Raw genomic sequence first — 12904 nt, forward strand, 5'->3', positions numbered from 1 at the left:
ACCTCATGATCAACTGGTTGAAGTCGCGCAAGGCCAAGCAGCCCGCGCCGCAGCGCCCGGTCGCCGAGACGCGGCAGCCGGTCGTGGAGTTCCAGACCCGGCAGGTCGCCTCGGCCCTGGTCGTGTCCGCGCCGCCCGGCCCCGGCTGGCAGGCGATGGCGCTGGCCGGCGCGATGCCCGGCGACCCGGGGCGCACCGTGGTCGTGGTCGACTTCCCGCCCGACGGCGACGGCACCTACTGGAACGCCCTCGTCCAGGCGCTGCGCGGCCGCGGTCCGGTGCGGCTGGCGGTGTCCGGCGTGGGCAGCGCCGTCGCCGGCGCGCCCGCGCGCACCATCGCCGCGCAGTGGCTGTCCGAGCAGCTCAAGGCCGAGGTCATCGCCCCCGACGGCACCCTCGTGCCCATCCCCGGCGGCTCCACGTTCGTCGCCAACGCGCACGCCACCGGCTCCTGGCGGCGGTTCCAGCCCGACCAGCCCAGCGAGGCCATGGGCGCGCGGTTCCCCTCCCCGGAGTGGGAGTCGTTCATGACGACGGCGCCCTGGCGGGCCGGGGCCGGCACCGTCGCCGAACCCGTGCCGACCGGGCTGTGGCTGCACGCCACCCCGACCGCCGCCACCCGCCGGCACTCCACGCTGGCGTTCGGCGTGCCGGTGCGGATGGACGTGCTGACGGTCATCCTCGGCGGACCCGAGGAGCCCGCGCTGCCGGCCGCCGACCTGCGGGCCCTGTGGGAGGCGCTGCCCGAGGAGATCCGCCGCCGGGTGCGCTTCGCGTCGTTCGGGGTCGACCTGGGGCGGTTCGCCGCCGAGACCATCGGCCGGCCGGTGATCGCCTTCAACGGGCTGCCGGTGACCACCGAGCGGGGCATCGAGGTCAGCATCGTCGCCGGCGACGGCCGGGCGACCTGGCGCGCGTACGCCATCGAGCTGCGGTACCGGCCCGGCAAGGCGCCCGAGGTGGTGTCCGCGCGGCCGCCCATCGCCGGGATGAAGCCGCTGCGGCCGGGGCTGTGGGAGCTGACGCCGACCGTGGTCGTCGAGGCCGTCGCCTCCGGGCTGTGGGTCCGCGCCGCCGGGCCCGCGCCGGCCGAGGCCGCCTCGGTGCGGGCGCTGCCCGTCGACCCCGAGTGGGCGCGGCTGACCGTCGGTGTGCCGGGGGAGCCCGTCATCGACGAGGTCAGCGTCGCCGGCGCGCGATTGTTCGCCGGTCTGGACGCCGACACGCAGCGGGTGGTGCGGCTCGTGTTCGGCGAGGCCCCGGCCAAGCCCGAACCCGAGCCCGAGCCGGTTGAACCGGTCGCTGTGTCGGTGGAGGCGCCGGCCGAGGCCGACGTCAACTACGACATCGACGACGACCTGCCGACCATGGTGCTGCTGCGCCGTCAGCTGGAGCTGGGGCAGGCCGCCCCGGCCGAGAAGTGGACGCCCGTCGAGCCGCCGCCCGTGCCCGCGCGGATCGAGCCGTTCCTCGTCGATCCCGGCATCGACGTCGACACCCTGCTCGACACCCTGGTGGCCGCCGAGACCGCCATGGACGAGCACCGGGGCTGGATGCGGCGGACCCTCGGCGACCAGTACGACGCCTACGCCAGCCGGGTGCTGCGGCTGCTGATCCAGCACCCCGAGCTGCGGGAGGGCGAGCTCCAGTCCGTCGTCACGGACCTGGTGGCGGTGCTGGTCTACCTGTCGGCGGGGGAGCGCAAGGCCGACGAGGCGCTGCTGTCCGGCGACGTCGACGCGCTGCTGCCGTTCCTCAGCTGCGTGATCTCCGGCCTGCAACGGCTGCCGGTGTACGAGGGCGTCGCCTTCTGCGGCGGGTCGCTGGACCCCGACACCCACCGCGCCGGGGCGATCCTCACCGAGGTCAGCTTCCTCAACGCCGTCACCGCCACCGAGGTCGCCCTGCCCGGCGACGCCGAGTTCATCGTCTGGTCCGACAGCGGCCGGCGCACCGGCTACCTGGAGCCGGAGCTGGAGCCCATCGTCTTCCTCCCCGGCACCCGCTTCCAGGTGCTCGGCGTGCACGACAACCGAGTCCTGCTCGGCGAGATCGGCGGCGGCGACCAGCTCACCCACCTCGAGGACGCCGCCAAACTCCGCGCCGCCACCGGCCCCGTCGCCGACCCCACCCGCTTCTCCCGCTCCATAGGCTCCCCCGCCTGACCTCACCCCCGCGAGTCGCGCTCAGGGACACACCGAATGTCGGTTTCGGGCAGACGGCTGGGCGGCACGTCAGAGGCGTCGAGTCCGTGTGGAGAAGACGTGAAGAACGGCCGCTCACCCTGGGACCATGACCGACATATTCCACGACATCGGCGACGTGCTGGAGCGGGTGTACCGGGAGCAGGAGGAGATGGACGCCGCCCTCCGTGAAACCGAGCCCGACTCGCCTTCCGTGCCGGCCCGTCGGGCGGCCTGAGCCGGCGCTCTGACCTCGGGTTCACGCCGCCTACGCCATGATCGGGGTCATGGCAGCAGTGGTGGACGTCGGCGAGGTCCCGCCGCTCCAGCGACCTTCCGCCGCCGGGCCGCTGGAGCGGCTGGCGGTGTGGCGACCCACCGACACGGCCCGCGGCTGGTACGTGACGATCGGCATCACGCTGCTGGGCGGCCTGATCCGGTTCTGGGACCTGGGCCGGCCGACCGACCTGGGCACCCCCGACTTCGACGAGAAGTACTACGCGCCGGAAGCGTGGCAGATGCCGCGCAACGGCGGTTACGAGGACAATCCCGGCTACGAGTTCATCGTGCACCCGCCGGTGGGCAAGTACCTGATCGCGGTCGGGGAGTGGCTGTTCGGCTACGACGGCTGGGGCTGGCGGTTCTCGTCGGCGATCGCGGGCACCGTCTGCATCCTCCTCATCGTCCGGATCGCCCGCCGCCTGACCCGCTCGACGATGCTGGGCGCGCTGGCGGGGATTCTGCTGATCTGCGACGGGGTCAGCCACGTGATGGCGAGGATGGCTCTGCTGGACGTCTTCGTCGCCCTCTTCGTGCTGATCGCCTTCGCCTGCCTGCTGGTCGACCGGGACGCGACGAGAAACCGGTTGGCCACAGCGGTGACGGAAGGCTGGGCCGACGAATCCCGGTGGGGACCGCGACTCGGGTTCCGCTGGTGGCGGTTCGCGGCCGGAATATCACTGGGACTGGCCGCCGGCGTGAAGTGGAACGGCCTGTACTACGTCGTCGCGTTCGGACTGTTGTCGGTGATCTGGGACGCCACCGCGCGCCGCGCCGCCGGGGTGGAACGACCGTGGCTGGGCGCGATCGTAAGGGACGTGCTGCCGGCATTGTGGTCGCTGGCGGCGATTCCGGTCCTGGTCTACGTCGCCGACTGGTGGGCGTGGTTCGGCAGCGAGACGGGCGTGGACCGGCACACCAGGGACTCCGCGCTCAGCTCGTTCCTGTTCTACGAAGCCAATGTCCTGCACTTCCACGAGAACCTCATCACCGGCGCGCCGGGTGTGCCGCCCAACGCGTGGGAATCGAAGCCCTGGACGTGGCCGATGGGTCTGCGGCCACAACTCTTCTTCTACCAGAGCAACACCGGCGGCGGCCTCAGCGCGCAGATGCTGATCGGCACGCCGGCGATGTGGTGGCTGGCGTTCCCGATGATCGGCTGGTCGCTGTGGCGGGCCTTCGTGAGGTTCGACTGGCGGCACGCGGCGGTGATGGTCGGGTACATGGCCGGCCTGCTGCCCTGGTTCGTGGACATCGACCGGCAGATGTACTTCTTCTACGTCACCCCGCTCGCGCCGTTCCTGGTGCTGGGGCTGGTGCTGGCCTGCGGCGACGTCCTCGGCCGGGCGAAGGCCGGCAGCGAACGCCGCGGCACCGGCCTGCTGCTCGTCGCCGTCTACACCGGACTGGTGGTGGCCGACTTCGTCTGGCTGTGGCCGATCCTGAACGGCGACCCGATCAGCGCCGCCCGGTGGCAGGCCGAGCTGTGGCTGCCCAGTTGGCGCTGATCACCGCCCGAGGACGTCAGCGGGGCAGCTTGACGACCGTGACGAAGAAGTCGTCGATTTGGCGGATCACCTCGATGAACCGGTCGAAGTCCACCGGCTTGGTGATGTACGCGTTGGCGTGCAGCGAGTAGCTGCGCAGGATGTCCTCCTCCGCCTCGGACGTGGTCAGCACCACCACCGGGATGCTGCGCAGCGACTCGTCCGACTTGATCTCGGCGAGCACCTCGCGGCCGTCCTTGCGCGGCAGGTTGAGGTCGAGCAGCACCAGCCCGGGCCGCGGCGCGTCGGCGTGCTCGCCCTCGCGGCGCAGGAACTGGAGCGCCTCCACGCCGTCGGCTACCACGTGCAGCTTGTTGCGCAGCTTGTGGTGCTCGAACGCCTCGCGGGTCATCAGCACGTCGCCCGGGTCGTCCTCGACCAGCAGCACGTCGATGACGTCGACGAACGATTCGGTCACCGACCCTCCTCCTTGGTCACTGTTCCTCCTCGACGACCGGCAGGGTGAACCGGAACGTGGTGCCCCGGTCGGCGTCGGTGTCCAGCCAGATCCGTCCGCCGTGGTACTCGATGATCTTGCGGCACATCGCCAGGCCGATGCCGGTGCCCGGGTACGCGTCCTTCGGATGCAGCCGCTGGAAGATCACGAAGACGCGCTCAGCGTACTCCGGCTCGATCCCGATGCCGTTGTCGGCGCAGGTGAACGTCCAGAAGTCCCCGTCGCGGACCGCCCACAGCGTCACCCGCGGCGGCTCGTCGCCGCGGAACTTGACGGCGTTTCCGACCAGGTTCTGGAACACGGCGGTGAGCAGCGCGGGCTCGCCGCGCACGGACGGCAGCGGCCCGGCGTCGACCTCCGCGCCGGACTCCTCGATGATCGTGGCGAGGTTGGCCAGCGCCTGCCGCAGCACCTCGTCGCAGTCGATGACCACCTGCTCGCGGGTCAGCCGTCCGACCCGCGAGAACGCCAGCAGGTCGTTGATCAGCACCTGCATGCGCTTGGCGCCGTCGACCGCGAACCCGATGTACTGGTCGGCCCGCTCGTCCAGCTGCCCCTTGTACCGCCGCTCCAGCAGCTGGCAGAAGCTGGCGACCTTGCGCAGCGGCTCCTGGAGGTCGTGCGAGGCGACGTAGGCGAACTGCTCCAGCTCGCGGTTGGACCGTTCCAACTCGTCGTGCACCTGCTGCAACGTGTCCAGCTCGTCGACGATGTGCAGCCGCATCTGGTCGACGTCGGCGCCGAGGCTGACGATCTCCCGTGGCCCGCTGCCGGTCACCGGCCGCTGGAACTGGCCGTCGGCGACCAGCCGCACCTCGGTGGCCAGCCGCGACACCGGCCGCACCATGCCGTAGTGGGCGAGCAGCGCCAGCACGATGATCAGCGCCAACAGCACGACCGCCACGACGATGCCGACCACGATGAGGTTGTCGTACGCGTCGGCGAGCACGGTCCGGCCGTCCGCGCGGGCGGCCGCCAGCCGCGCCTGCTGCGCCGTCAACGACGCCCGGACCTGGTCGAACAGGGTCTTGCCGCGGTCGATGTCGCCGGCGCTGGCGTGCTTCAACGCGGGCTCGGCGTACTGGGTCCGCCACTGGTCGGCGGCCCGCTGCACGTCGTCCAGGGCGGCGTTGGCCGAGGCCAGGTCGCCGGTCTGGAGCCCGCGCAGCGCCTCGACGGCCTGCGCCTCCTGCTGCCGACCGTCCTGGTACGGCTGGAGGAAGTCCTGCTGGCCGGTCAGCACGTACCCGCGCACGCCGGTCTCCTCGTCGACCAGCGCGGTCGACAGCGTCAGCGCCTGCCGCGACGCCGGGTCGACCTGGTCCACGACCAGCGCGCGGGCGTTGTCCAGGCGGTGCAGCGCCCACGCCCCGACACCGACGGCCGCCCCCACCACCAGCAACATCACCACGACCACGGCCAGGTACCAGCGCCGCAGCGGCCAGCCCGGCCTCATTCGCTCGTCCATGATCTCTCCAGCATCGGGCAGCCGGCCGGCGGACGCAGCGCGAGCCTCACCTGGTGTCTTCGAGCAGCACCAGCGCCAGATCGTCGTCCAGGTCGCCGACGGTCGTGCGCTCCACGGCCGCCACCAGCTCGCGCACCAGGTTCGGCCGGTCGCAGCGGGCCACCAGCTCGACCAGGCCCTCGGTCTCCAGCCGGTCCGAGCCCGCGCCGATCCGCCCCTCGATCAGGCCGTCCGTGTACAGCAGCAGCGACCAGCCCGGCGACAGCGCCAGCTCCAGCGCCGACCACTTGGCGTCGCTGAGCACGCCCAGCGGCAGGCCGGCCCGGTCCCGCGGCAGCGGCCGCGGGCCGCCGTCGTCGATCAGGATCGGCGACGGATGCCCGGCCAGGTACACCGCGGCCGCCGCCTGGTCCGGCTGGATCGTCGCCATGCACAGGGTGGTGAAGATCCCCTCCCGGTGGCGCTCGTGGATCAGCAGCTCCTGCAACGTGTTCAGCACCTGCTCGTCGGGCAGCCCGGCCAGCACCAGCGTCCGCCACGCGATCCGCAGGCACACGCCCAGCGCCGCCTCGTCCGGCCCGTGCCCGCAGACGTCGCCGATCACCACGTGCAGCGAGCCGTCCGCGCCGGTGACGGCGTCGAAGAAGTCGCCGCCGAGCTGCATCCGCCGCTGGCCGGGCCGGTAGCGGGAGGTCAGCCGCGGCGAGTTCTCGGTGAGCAGCGGCGACGGCAGCAGGCCGCGCTCCAGCCGGGCCGTCTCCTGCGCCAGCAGCCGCTCCTCGCGCAGCTGGCGGTGCGTGTCCTCGGCGCGGCGGCGCTCGATCGCGTACCGGATCCCGCGCAGCAGCAGCGAGCCGTCGACCTGGCCCTTGACCAGGTAGTCCTGCGCCCCGACGGCGAGCGCCTGGATGCCGCGCTCCTCGTCGTCGTGGCCGGTCAGCACCAGCACCGCCGCCTGCCCGGCCCGCTCCAGGATGCGGCGCAGGCCGTCCAGCCCGCTGGCGTCGGGCAGCCCCAGGTCCAGCAGCACGCAGTCGAAGCCCGGCAGCACTGCCACCGCCTCGCGCGCCGTGCGCACCCTGGTCACGTCGACCGGCGCGCCCACCTCGTCGAGCAGCGCGGTGACCAGCACGGCGTCACCGTCGTCGTCCTCGACCAGCAGCACCCGCAACCCTGCCACCCTTCCCGCCACGGTCTCTGCGGGGATCTTAGGTCGACGGCATTCCGGGCACGCATCGATGGTCACCCGCCCGAGTCCCTTGTGACTATTGTGTTGTGTTCCTAGCGTGCGAAACGCCCGTCCGGCGGTGTCGATTCCGCCGGATGGGGTCGACATTCCCGTGAGATTGGACCAGTTCTCGTGGCGCACAAGCGCAGAGTCGTCGCGGCGGTCGCCGCCGCCGCGGCCTCGGTGACCGCCGGGCTGCTGGCCGCCGCCCCCGCGAACGCGGTGGCCGACGGCCACAACGCCCCTCCCGGCGCGTTTCCGTTCACCGTGAAGTTCACCATGACGGATATCCCGAATCCGGACGGCACGACCCGGTCGAGCGCGTGTTCCGGCTCGCTGATCGCGCCCCAGTGGGTCATCACCGCCGGCCATTGTTTCCACGACGTCAACCGCAATCCGGTGAGCGGCCCCGTGCCGTATCCGACCACCGCGACGCTCGGCAAGGTCGACCTCGCCGAGAGCGGCGGCCACACGGTGGCCGTCACCGAGGTGCGGCAGGCGCCGAAGGGCGACATCGCGTTGGCCAAGCTGGCCAGCCCGGTCACCGACGTGGCGCCGCTGCTGGTGAACCGGCACAAGCCGAGGGTCGGGCAGAAGCTGGACCTGGCCGGCTGGGGCGCGACCGACTCCGTCAACCCGACGCCGGGCACGCACATGACCTACGGCCAGGTCGCCGTGAGCACGGTCGCCGACCCGATGCTCGAGGTGCACGGCGTGTCGCCGGCCGCCGACACGAGCGCCTGCCTCTACGACTCGGGCGCGCCGTACTTCGTGCCGGCCGGTCTGACGGCCGGCGTGCTGGTGTCGGTGGAGAGCGACGGACCGGACTGCCCGCACACCACGCCCGAGACCACGACCAGGGTCGACGTGGTGGCGGACTGGATCGCGGCCCAGGTCGGCTACGCGAGCGTTGCCGCGAACGAGTGACATGGGCTAACACCTCGCGGCCGTGACCGCGATCTCTGGGCGAGACACAGGCCCGGAGGGAGCGGCCATGGCTGCGGGGATCACCGAACGGAACCAGCACTGTTGGCGCTGCGCCACGGTGAATCCGGCCGGTGACAAGTACTGCCAGGGCTGCGGGGCCTCGCTGGTGCAGCGCGACAACACCACGCGCTACCTGTGCGCGGCCGCGCAGCTGAGTGAGGACTACGCCAACGAAGCGATCCGCGAGTTCCTGGTGGAGCCGCTGCGCGCGATTCCGCCGGCGCCCGGTGTGGACACGACCGCCGTGCTCCGGGAATCGGTCGCCGCGCTGACGCGTCGGCGGCTCCGCGACGGCGTGCTGCTGCTGTTGCTGACCGCGCTGCTGTTCACCAACCCGCTCGTGTTCGGGGCGTGGCTGGTGTTCGGGCTCGCCTTGGCGTTGCTGCTGGGGCGTTCCCGGCTGACCGCCCGCAACGTCCTCATCGGCCTCGCCGTGGTGCTCGGCGTGGGCATCGTGCTGACGATCATCGGCGTGGTCAGCTTCTACTCGGTCCTGTCGTCCTCCGGCCTCGGCGGATCGAGTTCCTCAGGCAGCGGCGGCCTCTACGACACCGCCCCGACGGCACCGCCGTCGTCGTCGGGCGGTTTCCTCAGCGTGGCACTGATCCTGACGGTCATCGTGCTGCTGCTGATCGTCGCGGTGGTCGCCGTGGACAAGTTCGCGGAGCACTACCTGGTGCACGAACGGTTCAGCCGCAACGAGTTCATTCCCGACGGCCGGTCCAGCCGGCACGAGTGGGAGCGCCGGCTGCGCGGCATGGGGCTGGCCGCCTTCCACCTCCCGCTGAACCGGGTCGAGGTGGCCGTCGGGCGCGTGGACGAGGACGTCGAGCGGGCGGACGTGGTGGTGCACCGGGGTTTCTCGCCGTTCATCGGCGCGGGCGTGCCCGTGTACGACCAGCTGATCGCGATGGCCCTCGAACCATCCAAAAAGGACGTCGAGCCGGATCCCATCGACGTCAACGGGTTGCACGAGCACGTCGCCGCCGCGATCGACCGGCTGCGCGCCACCTCGACGCTCGGCCCCGGCCGCCGGTTGGAGGACCTGACCACGCGCGAGCAGGTGCTGCTGGCCGCCGACCGGCTGGTGATCGACCACCGGATCGCGCCGGAGATCCTGGCCGACCTCCACCACGCGCCGGCGTCGCAGATCTCGGTGGAGCAGGCGCGGTCGCTGGCCGACGCCGCCGTGGAGTGGGCGCGCTACTACCGTTGCTACCGCGTGGAAGCGTGGGACCGGGACCTCACCACGTCCTGCTACCTGCACGCCGGCACCGACCAGAAGATGCTGTACCTGGAGTGGCGGTTCTTCGCGCTGCTGCCGATCGCGCCGGAGTTCCGCGAGATCGACGAGTACCGGGATCCGTGGCTGAGCCCCATCAACGCGACGGTCGTGGAGCTGTTCGTGTTGCCGGGGACGATCGTGCGGCGGCTGGCGTCGGTGTTCCGCCGGTTCCGGCCGTTGGACCAGGGCCTGCACGAGGTCGTGCCGGCCAAGTACGGCGCCGACCGCAGCCTGCGCGAGTTCGCCCAGGCCGACCGGGTGCAGAGCTACTTCCAGGACGTGGACGTCAAGCGGTACGTGCGGATCCTGGACTCCACGCTGTTCCGCGCGGTGGGGGAGTACCTCCAGGAGCGCGGCTACTCGGCGGTGGAGTTCATGAAGCTGGCCGACCCCGTGGTCAACAACTACAACCTCCAGAACACCACGTTGCAGAACTCCGCGATCGGCACCGGGAACACCATCAACACGAAGGGACGATGACGGTGGGCGACACGTACGAGGTCAAGAACACCAGCATGACCGGCAGCGCGATCGGCAGCGGGAACGTCGTCAGCTTCAACAGCTCCGTGAATCCGTTGCTGGACGCGCTGGTCGACCAGAGGGACGCGTTGCTGCGCGACGCGCCGGGCAGCGGCCGCGACGAGGTGCGGGAGCGCCTGGACGCGATCGAGGCGCAGCTGCGCGCCTCCCGTCCGGACAAGGAGGTCGTGCGCGGGGCGTGGCAGCGCATCGCCGCCGTGGTCGGTGTGCTCAGCGAGCCCGTCATGGAGATCACCAAGCTCATCGCCACGTTCCTGGCCTGAGTTCGCCCTAGCGGAGCTGGGAGTTGCCGTCCGGGCCGCCGGTGTGCTCCAGGCGGCTGGCGTAGCAGTCCTTCTCACCGAAGCCCTGCTGGTCGCACCAGGCGTTGGCCTGCGCGGCGGTGGGGAAGGCGTCCGCGTCCATGGTGACCCAGAAGTCGCGGCCGCTGTAGTTGGTGTAGTCGCCGGAGTACAGCAGGATCGACTTCGGGTAGCGGGCGCGCAGCGTCTGGAAGTCGGCCATGATGCTGGGGTAGTCGTAGCTCACGCCGTTCACCACCAGGCCGGGCCGCTTGGACGAGATCTGCGGCGCCCACTGTCCGACAAGGGATTCCGCCGTCGCGTGGTCGGCGGCCGCCTGCGCCTGGAGGTCCGCCACGGTGGCCGGCCCCGTCGTGGTGGTGGTCGTCGGCTCGGTCGTGGTGGTGGGCTCCGTGGTGGTCGTTCTGGGAGCCGTCGACGACAGCGGCGGCGCGCCGACCGTGACCGTCGGCGTGGCCTCGTTTGTGAAGTGCGGCAACACGAACACGACGACGCCGGTGGCGATGAGCGTGACCGCAGCGGCCGTCGCGACGATCGGCACCAGCAGGCTGCCCTGTGACCGATGGCGTGACTGTTGCGGGGCGACCGGCGGCGGTACGGGATGCGGAATCGTCTGCGGCTCCAGCGATGGCGGCGCGAGCGGCGTGCCGCACTTTCCGCAGAACCGAGCGGTGGGGGCGTTGTCCCGGTCGCACTTCGGGCATGCCGTCATGGCGTTTAGTTCGCCGCCGGGACGAGTCCGTTAGCGGGGTGAACTCGAATGGGGGAAGGCCGCGAGGGCGTGTACGGTGCGGACACATGGGGACCAGAACGCCCGTGAAGATCTGCGGTCTGACCAGGCCCGAGGACGTGGACGCGGTCGTCGAGGCGGGGGCCGACGCCATCGGCTTCGTCTTCTACCCGCCCAGCGCCCGATACGTGACGCCGCAACGAGCCGCCGAGCTGGCCGCGCGGCTGCCGGCGTTCGTCACGCCGGTGCTGCTGTTCGTGAACACGCCAGCCGACGACGTGATCGCCGCCGCGTCGGCGATTCCCGGCGCGCTGCTTCAGTTCCACGGCGACGAGACGCCCGAGGAGTGCTGGGCCTCCTCGCGGCAGGGGCACAGCGCTTTCCTGCGGGCGGCCCGCATTCCGCTGGATCCGGACGGCCCGCCGTTCGACCTGATCGGTTTCTCGAAGCGTTTCGACCGGGCCAAGGCGATTCTGTTGGATGCTCACGTCCCCGGTTACGGCGGCGGCGGGCGCACCTTCGACTGGTCGCTGCTGCCGGCCGCGCCCGACGCGCACCTCGTGCTGTCCGGCGGGCTCACCCCCGACAACGTCGCGGACGGCATCGCCGCGCTGCGGCCGCTCTGCCGGACCCTCGCCGTCGACGTCAGCTCCGGCGTGGAGGCGTCCAAGGGCATCAAGGACCACGGCAAGGTCCGGGCGTTCATCGAGGCCGTTCGGGGCTAGCAAGTCATTGAGCGTTCAACTATAGTGGTGGGGACCCGAGAGGAGACCGTCATGCCGCAACCGGAAGGCGCCGAGCTGGAGGCCGTGCGGGCCCGCCGCGCCGAGCTCAAGGACAAGTACCTGCGGCCCGTCGGGGAGCGGCCCGCCACCCCGGTCCGGGGCGTGCACCACCTGGCCCTGGTCGCCAAGGACGTCGAGACGACCATCCGCTTCTACCAGGAGTTCCTCGGCTTCCCGCTGGTCGAGCTGGTGGAGAACCGCGACTACGCCGGCTCCAGCCACTTCTTCTTCGACCTGGGCAACCGCAATCTGCTGGGCTTCTTCGACTTCCCCGGCCACGAGCAGCCCGACTACATCGAGACCATCGGCGCCGTCCAGCACCTGGCGCTGTCCGTCGACGCCGAGCACTTCGCCGCCATCAAGGCCAAGCTCGACGCCGAGGGCATCGACTACCTCGGCCCCGACCGCGGCGTCGAGGACAGCATCTACGTCCGCGACCCCAACGGTGTCGGCCTGGAGTTCTATGCCGAGGAGCTGGGCATCTTCAACGGCGAGTCCCTGCACCTCGACGGCGCGGAGTGACCGCCTGACGTGCGGTTGTCACTCCCGGCTGGTTCGAGGGCGTCCGTGGATGTCCGGCGTTGTGCGACGGTGTTCCTCACGGTGCGATCGGCCGGGCGAAGTGGAAGGCGCTGATGTCGAACCGGTGGCGGAGGTAGAAGCGGTGGGCCGCGGTGTTGACGACGCCGGAGTCGAGCTCCATGCGGTCGCAACCGGCGCGGCGTCCCACCTCCGTCAGCTCGTCCACCACGCGGGCGCCGAAGCCCCGCGACCGGGACTCCTCGGCGGTGACCAGGTCATCGACGAACAGGACGCGTCCACGGCTGGTGACCAGTATCCGGTAGCCCGCCGCAGCCAGCGGCAGCCCGGATGGCGAGTAGGCGACCAGGTAGCGCAATCCCTGTTCGAAGCCGTCGGTCACCAGCTCGGCGAACAGCTCGTCGCTCATGGCCGGCCGCAAGCGGCGCAGCAGCGGCAGCAGATCGGACCTCAGCAGCGGGACATCGTCCGACGTCAGCTCCTTGAAGACCACGTCCACCGTTCCGTTCATGCCGCGGGTCCCCCTTCCCAACGTGTGACCAGTGCCTTCAGGCATGCTGCCGGCAGCATGCC

The 12904-nt window shown here is 71.2% G+C and carries 13 protein-coding genes; 8 read left to right on the forward strand and 5 right to left on the reverse strand.

Annotated features, from left to right (window positions below):
- The first annotated feature begins 5 nt into the window (after positions 1–5).
- From BCF44_RS37625 to BCF44_RS37630, 3 genes are all read left to right on the forward strand, one after another.
- Positions 6–2165, forward strand: coding sequence for a hypothetical protein (locus tag BCF44_RS37625; protein WP_116179258.1), 2160 nt, complete (start codon positions 6–8; stop codon positions 2163–2165).
- A gap of 127 nt (positions 2166–2292) precedes the next feature.
- Positions 2293–2421 carry a hypothetical protein gene (locus BCF44_RS58725; protein ID WP_281283186.1) on the forward strand — a complete coding sequence of 43 codons (129 nt, stop codon included), beginning with the start codon at positions 2293–2295 and terminating at the stop codon, positions 2419–2421.
- Between the two features lie 49 nt (positions 2422–2470).
- Positions 2471–3970 (forward strand): dolichyl-phosphate-mannose--protein mannosyltransferase, encoded by a 1500-nt coding sequence (locus BCF44_RS37630; RefSeq protein ID WP_116179259.1) that lies wholly within the window; start codon positions 2471–2473, stop codon positions 3968–3970.
- Between the two features lie 16 nt (positions 3971–3986).
- Here the strand turns inward: BCF44_RS37630 and BCF44_RS37635 are convergent, their stop codons facing one another.
- The 3 genes from BCF44_RS37635 to BCF44_RS37645 are packed head-to-tail and all read right to left on the reverse strand — an operon-like array spanning position 3987 to position 7099.
- Complete coding sequence (locus BCF44_RS37635) at positions 3987–4427, reverse strand: response regulator (protein ID WP_116179260.1); 441 nt, start codon at positions 4425–4427, stop codon at positions 3987–3989.
- 16 nt (positions 4428–4443) lie between these two features.
- Positions 4444–5934 carry a sensor histidine kinase gene (locus BCF44_RS37640; protein ID WP_246016033.1) on the reverse strand — a complete coding sequence of 497 codons (1491 nt, stop codon included), beginning with the start codon at positions 5932–5934 and terminating at the stop codon, positions 4444–4446.
- Positions 5935–5980: 46 nt separating this feature from the next.
- On the reverse strand, positions 5981–7099 hold the full coding sequence (locus BCF44_RS37645; RefSeq protein WP_246016047.1) for a PP2C family protein-serine/threonine phosphatase: 1119 nt from the start codon (positions 7097–7099) through the stop codon (positions 5981–5983).
- A gap of 195 nt (positions 7100–7294) precedes the next feature.
- On the opposite strand from BCF44_RS37645, the gene BCF44_RS37650 reads away from it, so the two are divergent.
- The 3 genes from BCF44_RS37650 to BCF44_RS37660 all read left to right on the forward strand — a co-directional run bounded on the left by BCF44_RS37650 (position 7295) and on the right by BCF44_RS37660 (position 10237).
- Complete coding sequence (locus BCF44_RS37650; protein WP_116179263.1) at positions 7295–8089, forward strand: S1 family peptidase; 795 nt, start codon at positions 7295–7297, stop codon at positions 8087–8089.
- Between the two features lie 67 nt (positions 8090–8156).
- A complete protein-coding gene (locus tag BCF44_RS37655; RefSeq protein ID WP_116179264.1) occupies positions 8157–9914 on the forward strand; it encodes a zinc ribbon domain-containing protein in 1758 nt (585 codons plus the stop codon).
- A complete protein-coding gene (locus tag BCF44_RS37660; protein WP_147328776.1) occupies positions 9911–10237 on the forward strand; it encodes a hypothetical protein in 327 nt (108 codons plus the stop codon). The genes BCF44_RS37655 and BCF44_RS37660 overlap by 4 nt, the downstream gene beginning before the upstream one ends.
- A 7-nt stretch (positions 10238–10244) precedes the next feature.
- On the opposite strand, the gene BCF44_RS37665 is transcribed toward BCF44_RS37660, so the two are convergent.
- Entirely contained in the window at positions 10245–10988 is a 744-nt protein-coding gene (locus tag BCF44_RS37665; protein WP_116179266.1) for a zinc ribbon domain-containing protein, read from the reverse strand.
- Positions 10989–11074: 86 nt separating this feature from the next.
- Here BCF44_RS37665 and BCF44_RS37670 point away from each other — a divergent pair, with 86 nt between their 5' ends.
- Both BCF44_RS37670 and BCF44_RS37675 read left to right on the forward strand, forming a co-directional pair.
- Complete coding sequence (locus BCF44_RS37670; RefSeq protein ID WP_116179267.1) at positions 11075–11731, forward strand: phosphoribosylanthranilate isomerase; 657 nt, start codon at positions 11075–11077, stop codon at positions 11729–11731.
- A gap of 51 nt (positions 11732–11782) precedes the next feature.
- Positions 11783–12313 carry a VOC family protein gene (locus BCF44_RS37675; protein WP_116179268.1) on the forward strand — a complete coding sequence of 177 codons (531 nt, stop codon included), beginning with the start codon at positions 11783–11785 and terminating at the stop codon, positions 12311–12313.
- A 76-nt stretch (positions 12314–12389) separates the two neighbouring features.
- On the opposite strand, the gene BCF44_RS37680 is transcribed toward BCF44_RS37675, so the two are convergent.
- A complete protein-coding gene (locus tag BCF44_RS37680; protein ID WP_116179269.1) occupies positions 12390–12842 on the reverse strand; it encodes a GNAT family N-acetyltransferase in 453 nt (150 codons plus the stop codon).
- Positions 12843–12904 lie beyond the last annotated feature (62 nt).

The sequence above is a fragment of the Kutzneria buriramensis genome (assembly GCF_003387475.1).
Lineage (GTDB): Bacteria > Actinomycetota > Actinomycetes > Mycobacteriales > Pseudonocardiaceae > Kutzneria > Kutzneria buriramensis.

Bases quoted from the DNA above. Each gene is read 5' to 3' on its own strand.
- BCF44_RS37665 (WP_116179266.1), bottom strand. From the start codon at position 10,988: ATGACGGCATGCCCGAAGTGCGACCGGGACAACGCCCCCACCGCTCGG.
- BCF44_RS37630 (WP_116179259.1), top strand. From the start codon at position 2,471: ATGGCAGCAGTGGTGGACGTCGGCGAGGTCCCGCCGCTCCAGCGACCT.
- BCF44_RS37680 (WP_116179269.1), bottom strand. From the start codon at position 12,842: ATGAACGGAACGGTGGACGTGGTCTTCAAGGAGCTGACGTCGGACGAT.
- BCF44_RS37675 (WP_116179268.1), top strand. From the start codon at position 11,783: ATGCCGCAACCGGAAGGCGCCGAGCTGGAGGCCGTGCGGGCCCGCCGC.
- BCF44_RS37670 (WP_116179267.1), top strand. From the start codon at position 11,075: ATGGGGACCAGAACGCCCGTGAAGATCTGCGGTCTGACCAGGCCCGAG.
- BCF44_RS37625 (WP_116179258.1), top strand. From the start codon at position 6: ATGATCAACTGGTTGAAGTCGCGCAAGGCCAAGCAGCCCGCGCCGCAG.
- BCF44_RS58725 (WP_281283186.1), top strand. From the start codon at position 2,293: ATGACCGACATATTCCACGACATCGGCGACGTGCTGGAGCGGGTGTAC.
- BCF44_RS37660 (WP_147328776.1), top strand. From the start codon at position 9,911: ATGACGGTGGGCGACACGTACGAGGTCAAGAACACCAGCATGACCGGC.
- BCF44_RS37655 (WP_116179264.1), top strand. From the start codon at position 8,157: ATGGCTGCGGGGATCACCGAACGGAACCAGCACTGTTGGCGCTGCGCC.
- BCF44_RS37640 (WP_246016033.1), bottom strand. From the start codon at position 5,934: ATGGACGAGCGAATGAGGCCGGGCTGGCCGCTGCGGCGCTGGTACCTG.